The sequence below is a fragment of the Ruegeria marisrubri genome, assembly GCF_001507595.1.
GTDB lineage: Bacteria > Pseudomonadota > Alphaproteobacteria > Rhodobacterales > Rhodobacteraceae > Ruegeria > Ruegeria marisrubri.
Genome location: NZ_LQBQ01000035.1, coordinates 203,351 through 222,791 on the forward strand (window position 1 = coordinate 203,351; position 19,441 = coordinate 222,791).

The 19,441-nt window shown below is 65.3% G+C and carries 18 protein-coding genes and 1 pseudogene; 9 read left to right on the forward strand and 10 right to left on the reverse strand.

Features of this window, described 5'->3' with window-relative positions; all coding sequences use genetic code 11:
- Window positions 1–308 precede the first annotated feature (308 nt).
- Together AVO45_RS15180 and AVO45_RS15185 are read left to right on the forward strand one after the other, a co-directional pair.
- A complete protein-coding gene (locus AVO45_RS15180; protein WP_240482155.1) occupies window positions 309–1,016 on the forward strand; it encodes an FkbM family methyltransferase in 708 nt (235 codons plus the stop codon).
- Window positions 1,015–1,260, forward strand: a pseudogene (locus AVO45_RS15185) (NUDIX hydrolase); the annotation flags it as partial. The gene AVO45_RS15180 and the pseudogene AVO45_RS15185, both read left to right, overlap by 2 nt.
- 12 nt (window positions 1,261–1,272) lie before the next feature.
- On the opposite strand, the gene AVO45_RS15190 reads toward AVO45_RS15185, so the two are convergent.
- The 3 genes from AVO45_RS15190 to nth all read right to left on the reverse strand — a co-directional run bounded on the left by AVO45_RS15190 (window position 1,273) and on the right by nth (window position 3,702).
- Window positions 1,273–1,971, reverse strand: coding sequence for an SDR family NAD(P)-dependent oxidoreductase (locus AVO45_RS15190; protein WP_068348498.1), 699 nt, complete (start codon window positions 1,969–1,971; stop codon window positions 1,273–1,275).
- Window positions 1,972–2,071: 100 nt separating this feature from the next.
- Complete coding sequence (locus tag AVO45_RS15195; RefSeq protein ID WP_068348501.1) at window positions 2,072–3,061, reverse strand: adenosine kinase; 990 nt, start codon at window positions 3,059–3,061, stop codon at window positions 2,072–2,074.
- Window positions 3,058–3,702 (reverse strand): endonuclease III, encoded by a 645-nt coding sequence (gene nth / locus AVO45_RS15200; protein WP_068348504.1) that lies wholly within the window; start codon window positions 3,700–3,702, stop codon window positions 3,058–3,060. Before nth ends, AVO45_RS15195 begins: the two co-directional genes overlap by 4 nt.
- Window positions 3,703–3,873: 171 nt before the next feature.
- Between nth and AVO45_RS15205 the strand changes: the two genes are divergently transcribed.
- The 4 genes from AVO45_RS15205 to AVO45_RS15220 all read left to right on the forward strand — a co-directional run bounded on the left by AVO45_RS15205 (window position 3,874) and on the right by AVO45_RS15220 (window position 7,078).
- Window positions 3,874–4,722, forward strand: a complete 849-nt coding sequence (locus AVO45_RS15205) for a bifunctional helix-turn-helix domain-containing protein/methylated-DNA--[protein]-cysteine S-methyltransferase (protein WP_068348506.1) — start codon at window positions 3,874–3,876, stop codon at window positions 4,720–4,722.
- A 138-nt stretch (window positions 4,723–4,860) separates the two neighbouring features.
- Window positions 4,861–5,532 (forward strand): YiaD family glycine zipper/OmpA-like lipoprotein, encoded by a 672-nt coding sequence (locus AVO45_RS15210; protein WP_068348509.1) that lies wholly within the window; start codon window positions 4,861–4,863, stop codon window positions 5,530–5,532.
- 140 nt (window positions 5,533–5,672) lie between these two features.
- On the forward strand, window positions 5,673–6,215 hold the full coding sequence (locus AVO45_RS15215) for an NADPH-dependent FMN reductase (protein WP_068348513.1): 543 nt from the start codon (window positions 5,673–5,675) through the stop codon (window positions 6,213–6,215).
- A gap of 50 nt (window positions 6,216–6,265) precedes the next feature.
- A complete protein-coding gene (locus AVO45_RS15220; protein WP_068348516.1) occupies window positions 6,266–7,078 on the forward strand; it encodes an HTD2 family dehydratase in 813 nt (270 codons plus the stop codon).
- Here AVO45_RS15220 and AVO45_RS15225 read toward each other — a convergent pair.
- Window positions 7,070–8,104 (reverse strand): NAD(P)/FAD-dependent oxidoreductase, encoded by a 1,035-nt coding sequence (locus tag AVO45_RS15225; RefSeq protein WP_068348519.1) that lies wholly within the window; start codon window positions 8,102–8,104, stop codon window positions 7,070–7,072. The genes AVO45_RS15220 and AVO45_RS15225 overlap by 9 nt on opposite strands.
- Window positions 8,105–8,159: 55 nt before the next feature.
- Here AVO45_RS15225 and mnmC2 point away from each other — a divergent pair, with 55 nt between their 5' ends.
- Window positions 8,160–8,825, forward strand: coding sequence for a tRNA (5-methylaminomethyl-2-thiouridine)(34)-methyltransferase MnmC2 (mnmC2, locus tag AVO45_RS15230; protein WP_068348522.1), 666 nt, complete (start codon window positions 8,160–8,162; stop codon window positions 8,823–8,825).
- Window positions 8,826–8,860: 35 nt separating this feature from the next.
- The gene (locus AVO45_RS15235) at window positions 8,861–9,691 is read left to right on the forward strand and encodes a DMT family transporter (RefSeq protein WP_082688830.1); all 831 of its coding nucleotides are present in this window, start codon (window positions 8,861–8,863) and stop codon (window positions 9,689–9,691) included.
- On the opposite strand, the gene AVO45_RS15240 is transcribed toward AVO45_RS15235, so the two are convergent.
- On the reverse strand, window positions 9,665–11,638 hold the full coding sequence (locus tag AVO45_RS15240; RefSeq protein ID WP_068348528.1) for a lytic transglycosylase domain-containing protein: 1,974 nt from the start codon (window positions 11,636–11,638) through the stop codon (window positions 9,665–9,667). The genes AVO45_RS15235 and AVO45_RS15240 overlap by 27 nt on opposite strands.
- Window positions 11,639–11,774: 136 nt before the next feature.
- Here AVO45_RS15240 and dapA point away from each other — a divergent pair, with 136 nt between their 5' ends.
- Window positions 11,775–12,647, forward strand: coding sequence for a 4-hydroxy-tetrahydrodipicolinate synthase (gene dapA / locus AVO45_RS15245; RefSeq protein ID WP_068348530.1), 873 nt, complete (start codon window positions 11,775–11,777; stop codon window positions 12,645–12,647).
- An 86-nt stretch (window positions 12,648–12,733) separates the two neighbouring features.
- On the opposite strand, the gene AVO45_RS15250 is transcribed toward dapA, so the two are convergent.
- The 5 genes from AVO45_RS15250 to AVO45_RS15270 all read right to left on the reverse strand — a co-directional run bounded on the left by AVO45_RS15250 (window position 12,734) and on the right by AVO45_RS15270 (window position 19,292).
- Window positions 12,734–13,612 carry a dimethyl sulfoxide reductase anchor subunit family protein gene (locus AVO45_RS15250; protein WP_068348533.1) on the reverse strand — a complete coding sequence of 293 codons (879 nt, stop codon included), beginning with the start codon at window positions 13,610–13,612 and terminating at the stop codon, window positions 12,734–12,736.
- On the reverse strand, window positions 13,612–14,376 hold the full coding sequence (locus tag AVO45_RS15255; RefSeq protein ID WP_068348536.1) for a 4Fe-4S dicluster domain-containing protein: 765 nt from the start codon (window positions 14,374–14,376) through the stop codon (window positions 13,612–13,614). Before AVO45_RS15255 ends, AVO45_RS15250 begins: the two co-directional genes overlap by 1 nt.
- A 112-nt stretch (window positions 14,377–14,488) precedes the next feature.
- Window positions 14,489–17,308, reverse strand: a complete 2,820-nt coding sequence (locus AVO45_RS15260; RefSeq protein ID WP_276202409.1) for a molybdopterin oxidoreductase family protein — start codon at window positions 17,306–17,308, stop codon at window positions 14,489–14,491.
- A 47-nt stretch (window positions 17,309–17,355) separates the two neighbouring features.
- Window positions 17,356–18,444, reverse strand: coding sequence for an acetate/propionate family kinase (locus AVO45_RS15265; protein ID WP_068348539.1), 1,089 nt, complete (start codon window positions 18,442–18,444; stop codon window positions 17,356–17,358).
- A complete protein-coding gene (locus tag AVO45_RS15270) occupies window positions 18,441–19,292 on the reverse strand; it encodes a phosphate acyltransferase (protein WP_240482154.1) in 852 nt (283 codons plus the stop codon). The genes AVO45_RS15265 and AVO45_RS15270 overlap by 4 nt, the downstream gene beginning before the upstream one ends.
- Window positions 19,293–19,441 lie beyond the last annotated feature (149 nt).

Here is a 19,441-nt window from a genome sequence, read left to right on the forward strand (position 1 = left end):
GACAGCTTGAAAAGGCATTGTCGGAAAGAGACGTCGCAAACATCGCGGCGCTCGAAGCCCGGGCTTTCCTGAAGCCGGGTTTCGCCCCCGGCATGCGCAAGGGAACCGATCCGGAACTGGTGGAGTTGCGGAGTACTCACGCGTACCACGGCCCGGTGCTTGCGAAAGTCCCCGGCGTCAAGGAATTCTGGATGTATTCGCAGAATGACGACAACGTGTCGTTGAATTTTTTCTACTGTGGCGAGGGCGCTTACGAGACTTTGTCCACGGTCGTCTTCGGGCTGTTGAGCAAGGGCGCCGAGAACGTGATGGACCTCGGCGGCCATACCGGCCTGTTCTCGCTGATCGCCGCGTCTGCCGACCCCGCTGTGCAGGTGCACTATTTCGAGATCATGCCCCTGATCGCCAAGCGCGGTCAGACCAACGCTCGGATATCCGGCCTGTCCGACCGCATCACAGTGAACAACATCGGACTTTCCCGGGCCGAAGGAAAAATGGAGGTGCATTTCAACGAGCGCTGGCCGCTGTGGACGGGTGCATCGCTCGAGGCCATCAAGGAGCGCGTCAGCCTGAAGGGGGCGCAAACGCTCGAAGTGCCGGTCACCACGTTGGACAAATATTGGGAGTCGAACGGGCGTTTTCCCTGTTCACTGGCAAAGCTGGATGTCGAGGGGCACGAACAGGCGGTCTTTGAAGGCGGGGCCGAGTTCCTCCGCAAGAACAAACCGGTCCTGATGTGCGAAATCCTCTCGCTCGAAAATCTGGTCGACTTCCACGAGACCCTGAAAACCCTCGGCTACGACCGGGTCTACGAGATCGACGACAGGAACTACCGTATCCGAGAACTCGGGCCTGACCTGGCGTATGCAGACGGGAAACCATATGAGTTTTCCGAGTATCACAACGCACTGTTCTGCGCCGAACCCTTGCCGACGGACCTGCCGGATCTTGTGGAAAAAGAGTTGACCGCCGCGGGGATATCACCGCCGCAGGATACAACGGGCGATGGTGCCTGACCTCGGGCCCTGCATCTGGACGGGCTGCTTTCGCGGGCAGGCGCAGAAATGGTTCCTGATGCGCTTTCTGGGGACCGACGACCAGATCGACATCGAGACCGACCACCCCGAGTTCACCCGCTGGAAATGGCAGGACCCCGACCGCCTGATCGCCGAGATCGTGCCCTTCAAGCGCGCGGTTTACGAGCGGGTGATGGAGGCGTTCCGGGGGTATTTGGGACGAGACCTTGCCGGGCGCGATTAAGACATCGGTATGTCAAAGATAGGGTGAACGCTGCGGTCGCAGGGTCAATTCGGTTACGCAAGTCGTATTCGGCAGTGAGATTGCGGTTACAATCATCTTGGAGATATCGGTAAGCTGGATCATACGCGAGCGATCTTTGCCTGAATCGTTGACTGAGGGTGTGTTTACAAAGCCGGGATGAACGAGCGTTACCCTGACACCGCTTTCACGAACATCTTCGAAAAGCGCCTTTGCGAACCCGGCTTGAGCGTGTCTCAATGCGCAGTGAATGGCGTGATTCTTCCACCCAAGCCATGATGTCGGGCCGCAGACATAGACAAATGCCCCTTCCGATTCCCGAATGGCTGGCAAAACATGCGCCGTAAGCCGAATTGTTGCTCGGAGCACCTGATCAATGGACTGGTCCCAGTCGTCAAATCGTTCCGTGGACACTTCTCCGTAGGTAAATTTGGCTGCACAATGCACAAGCGCGTCCAGGCGGTCTTGAGACAATGCCCAGTCCGCAAGAGCCGCCACGGCTTCCATATCGCCCATCTCAGCGGTGAAGAAATCCCCGGTCCCGCCGGCTTTCCTAATTTGGGCAAGCGTTTCCCGAAGCTCGATTTCACGCCGCCCATGTGCGAGTACGTGCCAACCCTGCGCAGCAAGATTGATCGCCACTCCCCGGCCGATTCCACTTGAAGCCCCTGTGACCAGTGCTGTTTTGGACATCTGAAGTTCTCCCCCGTGCCAAACAACCATACCACAGGCGGAGAAAATCAATCGTATTGCAATCAACGATGGGCTTCGTTCAGAAAGGGCTTGCTGAACTTCAAACCAACCCTTCCTCCCGCAACAACTCCAGCACGTTGGTATCCGGCCGCGGGCCGATGTGGCTGATCACCTCGCGGGCGCAGACGTTGCCGATGCGGGCGCAGGTCTCCATGTCGCGGCCCGTCGCCATGCCGAACAGGAACCCGGCGGCGAACTGGTCGCCCGCGCCGGTGGCGTCCACCGGCACGACCTTTTCCACCGGCACGTCGATGCGGATGCCGTCATGCAGAACCGTCACCCCGTCGCCCGAGCGGGTGCAGACCACCAGCGGGCAGATCGCCGCCGTGCGCCGCAGCGCCTGTTCCAGGTCGTCGGTCTCGAACAGCGACTTGATCTCGGCCTCGTTGCCGATCACGAAATCCAGCTCGTGTTCGATCAGCAGCAGGAAATCGGCGCGGTGACGCTCGACGCAGAACGGGTCGGAAATGGCGATGCCGGTCTTGCCGCCCCCGTTGCGGCAGTCGCGCGCGGCCTCCAGGAACGCGGTCTTGCCCTTGTCCTTGTCGAACAAATACCCCTCGAGGAACATGATCTGCGCGTTGCCCGCCACCTCGCTCGGCACGTCGGCCGAACTCAGTTCCGAGGAAATCCCCAGATAGGTGTTCATCGACCGCTCGCCATCGGGCGAGACGAAGATCATCGAGCGCGAGGTCGGCAGCTCGCCATCCGGCACCGGCGGGTTGACGAAGTCCACCCCGTCCTCGTTCATCGCGTCGGCATAGAAATGCCCCAGCCGGTCGTCATGCACCCGCCCGATGAAGGCCGCGTCCAGCCCCAGCGCACCGGCGCCGGCGATGGTGTTGGCGACCGAGCCGCCGGGCGCCTGGATCCGGTTCTCCATCGAGGCGTAAAGCAGCTCGGCCCGGTCGCGCTCGATCAGCTGCATGATGCCCTTCTCGATATCCATCATCTCGAGGAAATCGTCGTCGCAGGTGCTGATGACATCGACGACGGCATTGCCGATGCCGACAAGCTGGTAGGTCTTCATAGGTTCTTGTCCTCGAATTGGCACAGGTCTCGGATGATGCAGGTGGCGCACATCGGCTTGCGCGCCTTGCAGTGATAGCGGCCGTGCAGGATCAGCCAGTGATGGGCGTGCAGCTGGAAATCGACCGGAACATTGTCCTCGATGGCGCGTTCCACGGCGTCCACGTCCTTGCCGGGGCAGATGCCGGTGCGGTTGCCGACGCGGAAGATATGCGTGTCCACCGCCTGCGCCGGGTGCCGCCACCACATGTTCAGCACCACGTTGGCGGTCTTGCGCCCGACGCCCGGCAGCGACTGCAGCGCCGCGCGGGAATTGGGCACCTCGCCGTCATACTCCTCGACCAGGATGCGCGACATCTTGATGACGTTCTTTGCCTTCTGCCGGAACAGGCCGATGGTCTTGATGTGCTGGGTCAGCCCCTCTTCGCCGAGGTCGAGCATCTTCTGCGGCGTGTCGGCGATCTGGAACAGCGCGCGGGTGGCCTTGTTCACCCCCGCATCGGTCGCCTGCGCCGACAGCGCCACCGCCACCAGCAGCGTATAGGCGTTCACATGCTCCAGCTCGCCCTTGGGTTCGGGGTCGTGGGCATGGAAGCGGGTAAAGATCTCGCGGATCGTGTGGTAGTCGAGTTGCTTTGCCATCCGGGCCTTAATGCCGCCCGCCACGGCCCCGCACAAGCCCCAAGCGCGGATTTGGTACGCATGAGTACAAAACGGAAGGTCCGCGGTCCGGGGCCGGTACAAAACCGCAGGTTTCGGGTCGCCCGTGGCTGGCGGGCGGATTATCCTGACCCCGAAGCGAAGAGGTGAGTCATGAACGTCCAGAACACCGAAGACGGCTACCACTACCAGGTGATGCGGCGCGCGATCGAGCTGATCGACCAAGGCGGCGAGTCCCTGTCTCTGGAGGAGCTGGCCCGCCAGATGAACATGAGCCCCGGCCATTTCCAGCGCCTGTTCTCGCGCTGGACCGGGGTGTCTCCCAAGCGGTATCAGCAATACCTGACGCTGGGCCACGCCAAGGCCCTGCTGCGCGAGCGGTTCACCACCCTGCAGACGGCCCACAGCGTCGGCCTGTCGGGCACCGGTCGCCTGCACGACCTGTTCGTCCGCTGGGAGGCGATGAGCCCCGGCGACTATGCCCGCAAGGGCGAAGGGCTGCGCATCTACTGGGGCTGGTTCGAAAGTCCCTTCGGGCCTGCATTGGTCATGGGCACCGACAAGGGGATCTGCGGCATGGGCTTTGCCGCCGAAACCGGCGAAGAGGCCGCGATGCAGGACCTGCTGTCGCGCTGGCCCAGGGCCGAGTTCGTCGAAGACCCGATGCGCCTGCGCCCCTGGGTTCTCAGCGCCTTTGGCGCCGGCAACCGGCTCGAGCCGACGCCGCTCTACCTGATCGGGGCGCCGATGCAGATCAAGGTGTGGGAGGCGCTGCTGAACATCCCCACCGGGCATGTCACCACCTATTCCGAGATCGCCGGTGCCATCGGTCAGCCCCGTGCCGTGCGCGCGGTCGGCACCGCGGTGGGGCGCAACCCGATCAGCTGGCTGATCCCCTGCCACCGGGCGCTGCGCAAGTCCGGCGGGCTTGGCGGTTACCACTGGGGGCTGCCGGTGAAACGCGCCATGCTGGCCTACGAGGCGGCGCGGAGCGACACCTGACCTTGTGCCGCCCTCGTATTGGCGGTTCGCCGCCGATCTCGCCGCTTTGTTGCTTGAGTGCGGCCGTGCAAGCGGTGATAAACTGCGAAGAAACGAAACAAGCCCGGATAAACGGGTTTCTGAGCAGAAGGTGCAACCATGAAAGTTTCGAGATTTGCTTTGGCCGCAGGGCTTTGCGCGGGCATGGTCCTGAGTGCCTGCACCAACCCCGCGACGCTGGGCGCGCAGACGGATCCCAATCAGAACACCAAGCAGGGCGCGCTGATCGGCGGCATCCTTGGTGCCGGCGTCGGCGCCCTGACCAACAACTCGGATCCGGGCCTTGGCGCGCTGGCCGGCGCCGCGATCGGCGCGGCGGCAGGCGGGGCCATCGGCAACCAGCTCGACAAGCAGGCCGCCGAGCTGCGGCAGCAACTGGCCAATGATGGCATCACCATCACCAATACCGGCGACCGGCTGATCGTGTCGGTGCCCAATGACATCACCTTCGACACCGACAGCTATACCGTGCGCCCGGCGCTGCGCTCGGATCTGGAAAAGGTGGCGCAGAACCTGGTGCGTTACCCGAATTCGAACGTGCAGATCATCGGCCATACCGACAGCGACGGCGACGCGGCCTACAACCAGGGCCTGTCCGAGCGCCGTGCGAACGCGGTGGCCGACATCCTGCAGGCCGGCGGTGTCAGCTATGCGCGGATCACCACCATCGGTCAGGGCGAGAACAACCCGATCGCCTCGAACCTGACGCCGGAAGGCAAGCGGCAGAACCGCCGTGTCGAGATCGTGGTCGTGCCGAACGGCAACGCCTGATTGGCGGAATTCTGGCTTTCCGAGCAGGGCCGCCATCGGTGGCCCTGTTTTTCTGAACAGCGATTGTGCGGTGTCTGGGTTTTCGTTCCACCCGATCTGGGGCTAACTGGGCCACAGACGTATTCCGGAGGTTTTATCTCATGTCCGACCCGATCCTGCTTGGCCTGTCCGGCTCTTTGCGCAAGGGCGCGACCAATCGCATGTTGATGCGCGAGGCGGCGCGGCTGTTCGGGCCAAGCACCTTCGTCGAGGCCGATCTGCACCTGCCGCTGTATGACGGCGATGACGAAGATGCGCGGGGCATCCCGGAGGCGGTGCAGAGACTGGCCGACCAGATCGCGCGGGCCGACGCGGTGATCATCTCGACGCCCGAATACAACAAGGGGCCTTCGGGGGTTCTGAAAAACGCGCTCGACTGGGTCAGCCGGACCGAGGGCAAGCCGTGGATGGACAAGCCCGTCGCCGTGATGTCGGCCGCAGCGGGTCGCGCCGGAGGGGAACGGGCGCAGATGATCCTGCGGGCCTTCATGGTGCCGTTCCGCACACGTATCCTGCAGGGGCCTGAGGTTCACGTCGCCGACAGCTCGAACCAGTTCGACGCCCATGGGCGGCTGGTCAGCGAGCAATACGAAAAGACCCTGCGCATCCTGATGCAGAAGCTGCGTGCCGAGGCCGGGTTCTGACGGGCCGCCATGTCTTGTCCGCCGGTCCGGCGGCGCCTACAGTCCGCGGCATGACGGATGATGCGACCTGCGAAATTCAAGGCGACGTGATGGACCCGGCCCGCGCGGCCGCGTTCCAGGTGGCGATGGGGCAGGAGCCGACCATCGCGGCCGGATCCGAACTGCCGCCTTTCTTTCATCAACTCTATTTCTGGGCCCCGCGCCCGCCCGAGGGGCTGGGCCGCGACGGTCATCCGAAGGTGGGCGGCGGCCTGATCCCCGACATGGGGTTGCCGAGGCGGATGTGGGCCGGCGGGCGGCTGCGGTTTTCGGAACCGCTCCGGGCCGGGGTGCCGGCCGAACGGCGGTCCGAGCTGGAAAGCGCCACCTCCAAGACCGGCCGCACCGGGCCGCTGGGCTTTGTCACGCTGCGGCATGAAATCTGGCAGGAGGGCCAGCTGCGCCTGACCGAATGGCAGGATCTCGTCTATCGCGAGGACCCGTCAGCGGATGGACCGCGCCCGCAACCGCCGATGGCGCGCACCGACGAGACCGACCGGCGCGAGGTCGGCTTCGATTCCACCCTGCTGTTCCGCTATTCCGCGCTGACCTTCAACGGCCACCGGATCCACTACGATCTGGACTATGCCCGCAATGTCGAAGGCTATTCCGGGCTGGTGGTGCATGGCCCGCTGCTGGCCCAGCACCTGATGCTGCTGGCCGAAGAACTGCTGGGGCCGCTGGCCGAGTTCTCCTTCCGCGCCTCCTCGCCGCTGATGCATTTCGAAACCGCGACCCTGTGCCGGAACGGTCACGACCTTTGGGTGCGCGGCCCGGACGGGCGCGAATGCATGCGCGCCACCGCCCTGCCGCGCTCAGAGTGAGGCCTCGGGGCGGAAGTCCTCGGGGATGGTGTCGCGGTCCTCAAGCACCAGATCGGCCATCACCTCGGCCACTTTCGGGGCCATGCCGAAACCGATCTTGAACCCGCCATTGGCGATGAACTGCCCCGGATGCAGGGGGTGCGCGCCCAGCATCGGCGCCCGGCTTTTTGCGCGGGGGCGGACCCCGGCCCAGCGTTCGATCACCTCGGCCCCGTGCAGCACCGGCACCGCCCGCATCGCTCGGTCGATGACGTCGTCAAGGGCCGCGTCCGTGCTGGTGGGGTCGTCATAGTCGCGTTCCGAGGTCGAGCCGATCGCCAGCGTCCCGTCCGCATGCGGCACGATGTGAACCGCGTCGGCAAAGATCTGCGGCACATCACCGGCATCGAAGCGCAGCAGCGCGGACTGGCCCTTGACGCCGTTCCCGACGGTCCGGCCCAGGGCGCGGCTGATCTCCTCGAGCCCCGCGACGCCGGTGGCATGGACCACGCGGCCCGCGTGCTCGGCCTCGGCCTGCACCTCGACGCCCATCACCGCCAGCGCGGCCACCAGCGCCGCCCCGGCACGGCGGGGGTGCATCCGGGCGCTCAGCGTGTCATGGATGACATGGCCGGTGGCGCTGGGCGGGCACCATGCGCCGACCTCATCTTCAGGAACCACGCGCCACTCGGCCTTGCCCTGCCACAATTCGCGTGCCGTTTCCTCGCGCTGGCGGGCCAGTTCCAGCGCCCGCGCGTCGGCAATCGGTTGCAGCCGGCCCAGACGGCCATAGCCGGGCGAGACGCCCCCGGTCGCTTCGACCTGTTTCCAGAACGCCTCGGCCATGATCAGGCTTTCGAACTGAAAGGCCTTCTTGGCGTTCCAGTTCTCGGGCACATGCGGGGCGAGGGCGCCGACCAGCCCGCCGCTGGACCCCGCGCCGGGGCCAAAGGGGTCGATCACGCGCACCCTGGCGCCGCGCCGGGCGCAGGTCCAGGCGATCGAGAGGCCGAAAATCCCCGCGCCGCGCACCGTCACATCGACCATTGCCAATCCCCTTATCCTTGTTCAGTGTCGCCGCGCATAGCTACAGGAAATCCCGATGGCAGACCAGCGTGCCAAACTCACATGGACCGATGATCGCGTGCCCGTGTCCGAGCGGTTCGACGATCCCTATTTCTCGCTCCAGAACGGGCTGGAGGAGACCCGGCACGTTTTCCTTGCGGGCAACGATCTGCCGGCGCGTTTTGCCCCCGGTTTCCGCATCGCCGAACTGGGGTTCGGCACCGGGCTCAACATGCTGACCGCCTGGTCGGAATGGGAGAAATCGGGGCAACAGGGCGCGCTGACCTTCACCAGTTTCGAGGCCTTCCCGATGGCCGCCGAGGACATGGCCCGCGCGCACGAGGCCTTTCCCGAACTGGCCGGTTGGAGCGCGCGGTTCCTCTCGGCCTGGCGCGGCGGCTCCTGTGATCTGGGCACCCTGCGGCTGGAAGTGATCGAAGGCGACGCGCGCGAAACCCTTCCGCAATGGCAGGGGCAGGCAGATGCCTGGTTTCTCGACGGGTTCTCTCCGGCGAAGAATCCGGAACTTTGGGGGTCGGATTTGTTGCACGAGGTCGCAAACCACACAGCACCGGGCGGCACGGCTGCTACCTATACCGCGGCAGGCTTTGTTCGCCGGGGATTGGAAGAGGCCGGTTTCACCGTCACCCGCACCCCCGGCTACGGCCGCAAGAGACACATGACACGGGCCAGCAAAGCGTGACGCAAAAGAACAACATCCCGGCGGGCATCGCCCTGATGATCGGTGCCACCATCGTCTTTGCGCTGCAGGACGGCATCTCGCGCCATCTGGCCGGGACCTACAACACCTACATGGTGGTGATGATCCGCTATTGGTTCTTCGCCGCCTTCGTCGTCGCGCTGGCCGCGCGGTCCTCGGGCGGGATTGCGGCGGCGGCCCGAACGCGCCAGCCGGGGCTTCAGATCCTGCGGGGGCTGCTGCTGGCCGGAGAGATCTGCGTCGCGGTCTATGGCTTCACCGTTCTCGGGCTGATCGAAAGCCAGGCGGTGTTCATCTGCTACCCGCTGTTGGTGGCTGCCCTGAGCGGGCCGGTTCTGGGCGAAAAGGTCGGCTGGCGGCGCTGGGCGGCGATCGGGGTCGGCTGCATCGGGGTTCTCATCATTCTTCAGCCGGGCATGGGCGTGTTCAACCCCTGGGCCATCATCCCGCTGATCTCTGCCTTCATGTTCGCCCTCTACGGGCTGCTGACCCGATACGCGGCCCGGCAGGACAGCACCGCCACCAGCTTTTTCTGGACCGGGGTCGTCGGCGCGGTGGGCATGACGGCGATCGGCATGTGGTTCTGGGAGCCGATGGTGCCCCGCGACTGGGGCTGGATGGCGCTGCTCTGCGTGACCGGCGCCACCGGCCACTGGCTGCTGATCAAATGCTACGAAATGGCCGAAGCCAGCGCCGTGCAACCCTTTGCCTATTTCCACCTGATGTGGACCGCGATCCTGGCCATCACGATCTTTGGCGAGACCCTGCGGCTTGCGGTCATCGTCGGCACCGTTCTGATCGTGTCGGCGGGGCTGTTCACCCTATGGCGCGAACGACAGCAGGGTTGAGCCGACCAGTTCCTGCGAAAACGGAATCGGCAACGCGGGCCTGCCCAGCCTTGCGCGATAGACCGGCAGGCTTTCGGCCACCCGCATGACATAGTTGCGGGTTTCGTTGAAGGGGATGTGCTCGATCCAGTCGATCATGTCCACCTCTCCGGCCCTCGGGTCGCCGAACCGGTCCATCCAAGAGATCGGCCGCCCGGGGCCTGCATTGTAGCCCGCGGCCATCATCACCACGTTGCCATCCAGATCGGCCGCCAGCTTGGCCAGATAGTTCGCGCCCAGCTGGGCGTTGTATTTCCAGTCCGAGGTCAGCCGGTTCGTCTTGTGCTTGCCGAGAACGCCCAGATCGCGTGCGACGGTCTTGGCGGTCGCCGGCATCACCTGCATCAACCCGCGCGCGCCCGCGCCGCTGATCACGATCGGATCGAACTCGCTTTCCCTCCGGGCGATGGCCAGAACCATCTCCTTGGCCATGGGCAGGCCCATGTCGGCCACGGGATGCATCGGATAGTAGGCGGCGGGCAGAACAAGGCCCGTCCGGGCCGCGCGCTTGGCGATCATAACGGCAAGATGCGGCTCGTCCATCTCGATGGCCATGTCGCCCAGCTGCGCCGCCTGCTCGGCGTCGAGGCTTTCGACCAGATGGGTCAGGAACCGTTCGGCCAGGTCCCTCTCTCCGGCCTTGAGCAGCAGCAGACCGGCCTCGAACACGCTCGATCTGGTGAACGCGGCCTGCCGCCAGTGCGGCGCGCGCCGGGGCTGGGCCAGATCCGGGTCGAAGGGCCGCCCGATCCGCTCGGCCGAAAGCAGGCCATAGAAGGACGTCTGGTATCCTGCCCCCATCGCATAGGCCTCATAGGCCTTGTCCGCGTCGCCCAGCGCCTCGTAGGCACGGCCCAGCCAATAGCCCGCGCGGCCCTTCGAGATCGGCGAGGCCACCGCATCCGAGAACCGTTCGAAATGCCGCGCCGCGGTGGCCGGGTCACCCAGCTTGCGCAGGGCCAGATAGCCGGCCAGCCATTCCAGGTCGGCATAGGCATAGCCCATATCCGGGGTCATGTGGTGCTGCGCCGCGATCTTGTAGGCTGTCGCGGCATCGCCTTCTCGCATCTTCAGGCGGGCCAGCCGCCTGCGGCCCTCGGCCCATTTGTCGGGTTCACCAAGGGTGTCCGGCCCGGTCGAGTGTTCCAGCATCAATTCAATGGCGCTGTCGTCCAGTTCCTTGCGGTCGCGCCAGACGTAGCGCTCGAAGGCCAGCCCCGGCGAATTCACGAGCGTCTTCGGGACGGCCGCGATTCGCGCGTCCACGCCGGGGGCCATCTTGCGCAGATCGATCCGGGCCTGTGCCAGCTTGCGCTGGTCCGCGCTGACCAGCGGCAGCATCTGGCGCGCGCTGACCAGGTGGCCGTCCCACAACATGCGGTCCAGCCGGGCTTCGTGATGCGGTTTCAGCAGCTTGCCGAAATTCTCCAGATAGTCCTTCTGCAATCCCGCGCCCATTGGCATGGTGCGCCAGGCCATGACCAGGTTGGCCTCGGCATCGCCGCGCATGCCCTCGGACAGCAACGCGACGGCGTAGTTCAAGGCACCTTCGGCGGTCTGCGGTGGGTTCTCGCGGTAGAATTGCAGCACCCGGTCGGGGGCGGCATTGGTGAAGGCGGGCTCGCTCTTGCGCCGCAGCCAGGCCAGGCCCGGCCAGTCGGGGCGGCGGGCCAGGAACACCAGAACATCGCCCGAAGTTCCGAATCCCTTGCGCAGCCAGTGCCACACGATGATGTCGCGCGCCACCGACCCCCGCGGCCCGGCGACCTTGAGGGCCTCGTTCCAGTTCTCGTCCCGCATTTCCGCCAATGCCAGCCGCAGATCGTCCACGGTGTCGGCCCTGGCGGGGGCCGACAGGACCAGGCCGGCCAGAATCACGGCCACAAGAGCCTTCAAAGCGCGTGTCATCCCTTGCAATTCCCGACAAACCAAGGATACAGCCATTCACGATATACCGTGCACCGCCGGGATCAACTGACAAACCCGGCATCGCGCAAAATCGGCGGGCTTCGCCCGCCCACATCGCAATCTAGGGAGCGTTTACATGTTCAAAGGCTCGATGCCAGCCCTTGTCACCCCGTTTCGCAACGGCGAACTGGACCTGGATACGCTCAAACAACTGGTGGAATGGCAGATCGGCGAAGGCTCGACAGGGCTTGTCCCGGTTGGCACCACCGGCGAAAGCCCGACGCTGACCCATGAAGAGCACGAGACCGTCGTGGCCGAGGTGGTCAAGGCGGCGGCGGGCCGGGTGCCGGTCATCGCGGGCGCCGGGTCGAACAACACGATCGAGGCGATCCGATTCGTCCAGTTCGCGGAAAAGGTCGGCGCCGATGCTGCGCTGGTCGTCACGCCCTATTACAACAAGCCGACCCAGCGGGGGATGGTGGCCCATTTCACCGCCCTGCACGATTGCGCCGATATCCCGATCATCATCTACAACATCCCGGGCCGTTCGGTTGTGGACATGACCCCCGAGACGATGGGGCAACTGGCGAAACTGCCTCGCATCGTCGGCGTCAAGGATGCCACGGGCGACATCGCCCGGGTCAGCCAGCAGCGCGCTATCTGCGGGCCGGAGTTCTGCCAGCTCTCGGGCGAGGACGCTACCGCTCTGGGCTTCAATGCGCATGGCGGGGTCGGCTGCATCTCGGTGACGGCCAATGTCGCGCCGAAACTCTGCGCCGAGTTCCAGCAGGCCACGCTTGCCGGTGACTACGCCAGGGCGCTTGAATACCAGGACCGGCTGATGCCCCTGCACGAGGCCATCTTCATCGAGCCGGGCCTTGTCGGCGCGAAATATGCCCTCAGCAGGCTGGGCCTGTGCACCGAGGAAGTGCGCTCGCCGCTGACCGGTCTCGAGGACAGCACCAAAGAAGCCATCGACGCGGCGATGCGTCACGCCGGCATCCTGTAACCCTCCACGACGGGACGGGGCGGGCTCCCGCCCCCCTTCATCTTTTTCCAAATACTCCGGGGGTCCGGGGGCAGAGCCCCCGGCGCTCACGTTTGCCTCTTGCCGTAATACAGCCCCACCACATGCTCGGCCTGGGCAAAGAACAGCCAGCGCGACGCGGCCACGCCCGCCACATGCGACAAAGCTGCCAGCAGCGCGAAGACATGGTTGAAGGGCAGCAACAGCAGCGCGATCGGCAGGACGAAGGCCAGCAAAAACGCGATCACCCGCAGTTTCCGGGCGTGTTTGCGCCCCACCACATGCACGAATTCGCGCAGCAGGTAGTTGGTGCCGGTATGCGGGGGCTCGAACGCCCGGACCTTGCCGCGCGGGCCGAGGCCGGTGGCGGTGCCGAGATCGGTGCCCGAGGCAGCCAGCGCCCGGTCCCCCTGATGCCAATAGGCCAGCTGCACCAACGCCGCGATCAGAAGAAGAACCAGCGCCGCCCTGACCTGACCGCACATCAACGCGCCTCCGGCCAGGCTGATGGATAGGAACATCGGCGGGGTCAGCGCCGTGTTCCAGCGCGGAATGGATTTCAGCTGTGTGTAGATCATCGAGGTTGTGAAGACGGTTCCAATCGAAAACACCGCGCCGATCAGCCCCAGCGCCTGCCAGCGTTGATCCAGAAAGATCATGCCGATGGCATATAGCCCCATGACCACAAGTGCTGCGACCGCGCACCAGCCTTCACGCGACAGCCAGCTTGATCGCCACTGGGTAAAGGCCTTCCATGCGCGTTCCGGGTGGCCCAGGTGGAAGGTCGAGGCCACGAGACCAGCAACCGACAGGCCGAAGGCGATGGCAAACAGCGCGAAAGCGGTCATGCCCGACACGGCGGGATAGCCGAGGCCCAGGAAGAACAGCATGCCAAAGCCCAGGCCGGACAGGGTGGTGAAGATGATGACGGATGGTGCGGGATGCATCAGGCACGCCCTCCGGGCAGTTTGTCGAGCGCCTTGTCGAGCCAGCCCAGGAAGCCCTGGGGCTCTTCGGCCACCGGGGCCAGAAGCGGCGCCAGCACGTCGACCTGGTCTTCGATCCGGTCCTTGGGTCGGGGCGGCAGGTATTTGTTGACCGGCTTGGTGCCCATCTCGGGCATCAGGTCCATGCCTCCGCGTTCCGCCACCAGCTTGCTGACATCGCTTTCAGGGTCGGCCAGATCGCCGAAATGGCGGGCCCCGGCGGGGCAGGTGCGCACGCAGGAGGGGATACGGTCAATCTCGGGCAGGTTCTCGTTGTAGATGCGGTCGATGCAGAGGGTGCATTTCTTCATCACGCCCTCGGCCATGTCCATCTCGCGCGCGCCGTAGGGGCAGGACCAGGCGCAGAGGCCGCAGCCGATACAGTCGCTTTCATTGACCAGCACGATGCCGTCCTCGGCCCGTTTGTAGCTGGCGCCGGTGGGGCAGACGGTGACGCAGGGCGCGTCCTCGCAATGCAGGCAGGATTTCGGGAAGTGGACAAGTTGCGCCGCGCCCTGTTCCGGTTGCACCTCGTAGGAATGCACGCGGTTGAGGAAGGTTCCCGAGGGGTCGGCGCCATAGGCATCCTGATCGGAGAGCGGCGCGCCGTAGTTCTCGGTGTTCCAGCCTTTGCAGGAGATCACGCAGGCATGACAGCCCACGCAGGTGTCCAGATCGATGACAAGACCAAGTTTGCGCTGTGTGGATTGGGGGAGCTGGGTCATGAGGCCCGACCTCCGCGCCGGGTGGGGGCGGGCAGGGGGCCAGCCCCCTCTTGAGCCTGACGGCTCAATTCACCCCCGGGATATTTCGGGCCAGATGAAGAATGGATCAGGGTCATTTTCCAACCTTCCACGCAAGGTCTTTCGGGCCGGTGCCGACCGGGGATTTGATCGGGTCGAAAACGGGTTCGCATTCCGCCCTGTCATCGGGGTTGGCGGCCTTTTCGATTTTCACCTTCAGGTCGAACCACGCCGCCTGACCGGTGATCGGATCGGAGTTTGCCCAGCGCAGCCCGTCGCCTTTGGGCGGCAGCAATTCGTGGATCAGGTGGTTGAGCAGGAAGCCCTTGGTCGCCTCGGGGGCATCGGGTTGCAGCGCCCAGGCGCCCTTGCGCTTGCCGATGGCGTTCCAGGTCCAGACGGTGTTTTCGTTGAGCGCGGCCATCTCCATCACCGGGACCACGATCTCGCCGTGCGGGGAGGTGACGCGGGCCCAGTCGCCGTCCTTGAGCCCGTGTTCCCGCATCAGCTTGGTGGGGACATAGAGCGGGTTGCGCCCGTGCAATTGCCGCAGCCAGGCGTTCTGGCTGCCCCAGCTGTGATACATCGCCATCGGGCGTTGGGTCAGGGCGTTGACGGTGAAGCCGTCGTTGCCGGTCTGGTCGGTCTCGTACCAGATCGGCAGCGGGTCGAGTTTTTCACGGATCCGGTCGCGCAGGTTGTCGGGGGGCTGTCGCTCTCCGTGGCCTTCGGCGGCCAGCTGGAAGCGGCGCATCGGCTCGACATAGAGCTGGAACAGGTAGGGTTGCGGGCTGTCATAGAGGCCGAGGTCCACCGCCCAGTCCTGGTAGGCCTTGTTCCACGGTTTGTAGTAATCGGCGCCCTCGGGGATATGCGAGATGTAGAAGCCGCCATTCTCGATATAGCGGTCCAACTGGTCGGGGTTGGGCGCGCCGCGCCCCTGCTGATCGCCGTTCTCGCCGCGGAAACCTGCCAGCGGGCCGATGCCCGGCTTGCGCTCGTGGTTGACGATGTAGTCGGCGTAGTCCTTCCATTTCGGCGTGCCGTCCTCGTTGGTGAAGCCGGGCAGCTGCATCCGGTTGGCCAGTTCGATCAGCACCGACTGGAAGCCGCGCACGTCGCGGTCGGGCTCGACCACGGGCCAGCGGATCGCATCCGCCGCCGCGTCGGCCTCGCAGATCGGGCGGTCGAGCAGCGAGATGCAGTCGTGGCGTTCCAGATAGGTGGTGTCTGGCAGGATCAGGTCGGCATAGGCGACCATTTCCGAAGAATAGGCGTCGGAATAGATGATGCGGGGGATGACATAGCCGCCATCGTCGTTGCGGGCCGTCAGCATCTCGATCACGCCCTTGGTGTTCATGGTGGAGTTCCACGACATGTTGGCCATGTACATGAACAGCGTGTCGATCTTGTAGGGGGTGCCCGCATAGGCGTTGGAGATCACCATGTGCATCAGCCCGTGGACCGACATCGGGTTTTCCCAGGTGAAGGCCTTGTCGATGCGCAGCGCGTTCCCCTTGTCATCGATCTGCAGATCCTGCGGCCCGCGCGGAAAGCCCAGGTGCGGCCCGTCCAGCGGGCGGCCCGGGCGGCCCTGGCCATGCGGGGTGGGGTGGGCGGCGACCGGCTTGGGGTAGGGCGGTTTGAAACGGAACCCGCCCGGCACCTCGACCGTGCCGAGCAGGATCTGCAGCACATGGATGGCGCGGCAGGTCTGGAAGCCGTTGGCATGGGCCGAAATCCCGCGCATGGCGTGGAAGCTGACCGGGCGGCCCGTCATCGTCTTGTGGGTCTCGCCGCGGAAATCGGTCCATTCCCGTTCGATGGTGAAGGCCTCGTCAAAGGCCACGCGCGCCAGTTCGGCGGCGATCGCCCGGATGCGCGATGCCGGAATGCCGCAGCGGTCGGCCACCGCCTCGGGCGTGTATTCCTCGGACAGATAGCGCTCGGCCATGTGGTGAAAGACCGGGCGGTGGGTGACGCCGTCCTTTTCGTAGGTGGCCGAGAGGTCAGGCCGCACGCCGGGCTGGTCGAAGGGGGTGAGCTTGCCCGTCACGCGGTCGATCACCAGTTCCTTGCCGTTCTCGTCGCGCAGCAGCAGGCCCTTATCCGGGCCATCGGCGGCATTCACCAGAACCGGCGCGTTGGTGTAGCGGCTGAGATAGTCGAGGTCGATCTTGCCCGCCTTCATCAGCACATGGATCAGCGACAGCACGAACAGCCCGTCGGTGCCCGGAGTGATGCCGACCCAGTCATCCGCCACCGCGTTGTAGCCCGAGCGGATCGGGTTCACCCCGATCACCCGCGCGCCGCGCTTCTTGATCTGGCCAATGCCCATCTTGATGGGGTTGGAGTCGTGATCCTCGGCGACGCCGAACAGCATGAACAGCTTGGTATGTTCCCAGTCGGGCTGGCCGAATTCCCAGAAGGCGCCGCCCATCGTGTAGATGCCGGCCGCCGCCATGTTGACCGAACAGAAGCCGCCATGCGCGGCGTAATTCGGGGTACCGAAATTCTGCGCCCAGAAGCTGGTGAAGCTCTGGCTCTGGTCGCGGCCGGTGAAAAAGGCAAGCTTGTGCGGCGCGGTCTCGTGCAGTTCGTTGAGCCAGCCGACGGCAGTGCTGATCGCCTCGTCCCAGCTGATCTCGCGGAACTCGCCCGAGCCGCGCGGCCCGACGCGCCGCAGGGGCTTGCGCAGCCGCGAGGGCGCGTTGACCTGCATGATGCCCGCCGAGCCCTTGGCGCAGAGCACACCCCGGTTCACGGGGTGGTCGCGGTTGCCCTCGATATAGGCGACCTTGCCGTCCTTCATGTGCACGTTGATGCCGCAGCGACAGGCGCACATGTAGCAGGTGGTGCGCCGGATCTCGTCCGAGACCTTGGGCGACAGCTCTATCCTTGGCTGCTGTGTCACTTTCTCCTCCCCCCTCAGGCCCGTTAAAGCATCAACACATTCGAATGTTAATCAAGTGTTTTGCGGCCCGTATCCGTGTCTTGCGCCAGCAGGCGCAGCGTATCGCGCGCGATCTGGCGTTCCTCGTCCGCCGGAACCACATGCACCGGAACCTCGCCCAAAAACGCAAGATGCTCCATGATACGGTCGCGAACGGCGGCGGCGTTTTCGCCGATGCCGCCGGTAAAGGCGACGGCGTCGAGACCGCCCATCGCCACGATCGCGCTGCCGGCGTGCCGCGCGGCCCAATAGCAGAAATGCTCGACCGCAAAGCGGGCCTCGTCGTCGTCGCGGGCCAGGATCGCGGCCATGTCGTTGGTGCCGGCGAGCCCTTTCAGCCCGCTCTGCAGGTTGAGCAGGCGGTCGGTCTCGTCAATGCCGCGCTCGCCTGCCAGCCGCAGCACCAGCATGCCGTCTATGGACCCGCTGCGGGTGCCCATCGTCAGCCCCTCCAGCGGAGAATATCCCATGCTCGTCGCTACGCTGCGGCCGTCGAGCATGGCGCACAGGCTGGCCCCGTTGCCCAGATGCAGGCCGAGCAGCCGGCGCGGCAGGGCCTCGCCGAAATGCTCGACCATCGAGGCATAGCTGAGGCCGTGGAACCCGTAGCGCCGCAATCCGAGGGCGCGCAGCTCCTTCGGCAGCGCGTATTCCGTCGCGACACGGGGGTTCGACGCGTGGAACGCCGTGTCGAAAGAGCCGAACTGGGGCAGGTCGGGCAGGCGGTGCGTCAGGGCATAGATGGCGACCAGGTTGTGCGGGTTGTGCAGCGGCGCCAGTGGCGTGAAGGCTTCGATCCGGCGCAGCACATCCGAGGTCAGCCGGACCGGTTGGGTCATCTCGGCCCCGCCATGGACGATGCGGTGCCCTGCGGCGGCGAGGTCGGACAGGCGGTATCCCTGTGCTTCCAGCCCGGCGATAAGCTCATTGATGGCGGCGACGTGATCCGGCGCTTCGACAGGGCGCTTGTCCCCGCCCAGCGTCAACCGGGCATCGCCGCCGATTTCGCTGACAGAACCGGACAGCAGCGATGTCAGGTCGGGCTCGAACAGCTCGATCTTGATCGAGGAGGAGCCGGCATTGACCACCAGTATCATGCCATGCCTCCGCTGGCCGCGATGGCTCCGAGTGCGGCCGAGGCCAGCCGAGCGGCCGAGCCCTGCGACCGCGAGGTCAGCAGGATCGGCACCTTGGCGCCCAGAACCAGCCCACCGGCGCAGCAGCCCATGCCCAGCACCATCAGTTTCACGATCGCGTTTCCGGTGGTGATGTTGGGGGTCAGGATGATGTCGGCATCCCCGGCGACAGGGGTGGTGACACCTTTGATCTCTGCGGCCTCGCGCGAAAAGATCAGGTCCAGGGCCAGCGGACCCGCGACCTCGGCATCGGGAAGGCTGGTCTTGGCCCAGGCCGCGATCTCGGCGGCGTCCATCGTGTTCTGGATCGAGGGCGTCGGGTCTTCGTTGGGCGACAGGATAGCGGCGTTCGGCCGGTCGACGCCCAGAACCTGCGCCAGCCGGACCGCGTGGACGAGGCAGGCTTTTCTGGTGGCGATGCTCGGGTCGACATTCAACGCGGCATCGGTCACCAGCAGAGCGCGGTCGGACCCGTTGATCGTGACATGGAAGACATGGCCGCACCGGACACCGGGATCGCGCAGACCCGCCGCCGCCGGCAGCAATCCCTTGAGGAAAGTGGACGAGTGGATCTGGCCTTTCATGATCGCATCGACCTCGCCGTCACGGGCCAGCCGGGCGGCCTGAGGCGCGGCGGAGGCGTGCGGAGCGTCCACGATCCGGATGCCGCCGATGTCAAAGCCGATGTGCTCGGCGGTGGTTCGGATCTTGTCCGGGTCGCCGATCAGGACCGGCTCGGCCAGACCGGCCGCAGCGGCTTCCTGGATGCCCATGAGTGCCGTGGGTGATCCGGCATTGACCAATGCCACGCGCGGCGTGGGCAGGGCCCGGGCCTGTTGCAACAGGCCTGGGGAAACGCTCGGGGTGGATGGCGAGAGAAAGGGAAAAGCTGGCCGGGTCATGTCACTGTCTGTATCAGAGATTGCTAACGACACAGGCATAGCTTTTTCCATCGGCT

Bases quoted from the DNA above. Each gene is read 5' to 3' on its own strand.
- AVO45_RS15195 (WP_068348501.1), bottom strand. From the start codon at position 3,061: ATGAAGACCTACCAGCTTGTCGGCATCGGCAATGCCGTCGTCGATGTC.
- AVO45_RS15220 (WP_068348516.1), top strand. From the start codon at position 6,266: ATGACGGATGATGCGACCTGCGAAATTCAAGGCGACGTGATGGACCCG.
- AVO45_RS15215 (WP_068348513.1), top strand. From the start codon at position 5,673: ATGTCCGACCCGATCCTGCTTGGCCTGTCCGGCTCTTTGCGCAAGGGC.
- nth (WP_068348504.1), bottom strand. From the start codon at position 3,702: ATGGCAAAGCAACTCGACTACCACACGATCCGCGAGATCTTTACCCGC.
- dapA (WP_068348530.1), top strand. From the start codon at position 11,775: ATGTTCAAAGGCTCGATGCCAGCCCTTGTCACCCCGTTTCGCAACGGC.
- AVO45_RS15240 (WP_068348528.1), bottom strand. From the start codon at position 11,638: ATGACACGCGCTTTGAAGGCTCTTGTGGCCGTGATTCTGGCCGGCCTG.
- AVO45_RS15255 (WP_068348536.1), bottom strand. From the start codon at position 14,376: ATGACCCAGCTCCCCCAATCCACACAGCGCAAACTTGGTCTTGTCATC.
- AVO45_RS15205 (WP_068348506.1), top strand. From the start codon at position 3,874: ATGAACGTCCAGAACACCGAAGACGGCTACCACTACCAGGTGATGCGG.
- AVO45_RS15190 (WP_068348498.1), bottom strand. From the start codon at position 1,971: ATGTCCAAAACAGCACTGGTCACAGGGGCTTCAAGTGGAATCGGCCGG.
- mnmC2 (WP_068348522.1), top strand. From the start codon at position 8,160: ATGGCAGACCAGCGTGCCAAACTCACATGGACCGATGATCGCGTGCCC.
- AVO45_RS15210 (WP_068348509.1), top strand. From the start codon at position 4,861: ATGAAAGTTTCGAGATTTGCTTTGGCCGCAGGGCTTTGCGCGGGCATG.
- AVO45_RS15235 (WP_082688830.1), top strand. From the start codon at position 8,861: ATGATCGGTGCCACCATCGTCTTTGCGCTGCAGGACGGCATCTCGCGC.
- AVO45_RS15265 (WP_068348539.1), bottom strand. From the start codon at position 18,444: ATGATACTGGTGGTCAATGCCGGCTCCTCCTCGATCAAGATCGAGCTG.
- AVO45_RS15180 (WP_240482155.1), top strand. From the start codon at position 309: ATGGACCTCGGCGGCCATACCGGCCTGTTCTCGCTGATCGCCGCGTCT.
- AVO45_RS15250 (WP_068348533.1), bottom strand. From the start codon at position 13,612: ATGCATCCCGCACCATCCGTCATCATCTTCACCACCCTGTCCGGCCTG.
- AVO45_RS15225 (WP_068348519.1), bottom strand. From the start codon at position 8,104: ATGGTCGATGTGACGGTGCGCGGCGCGGGGATTTTCGGCCTCTCGATC.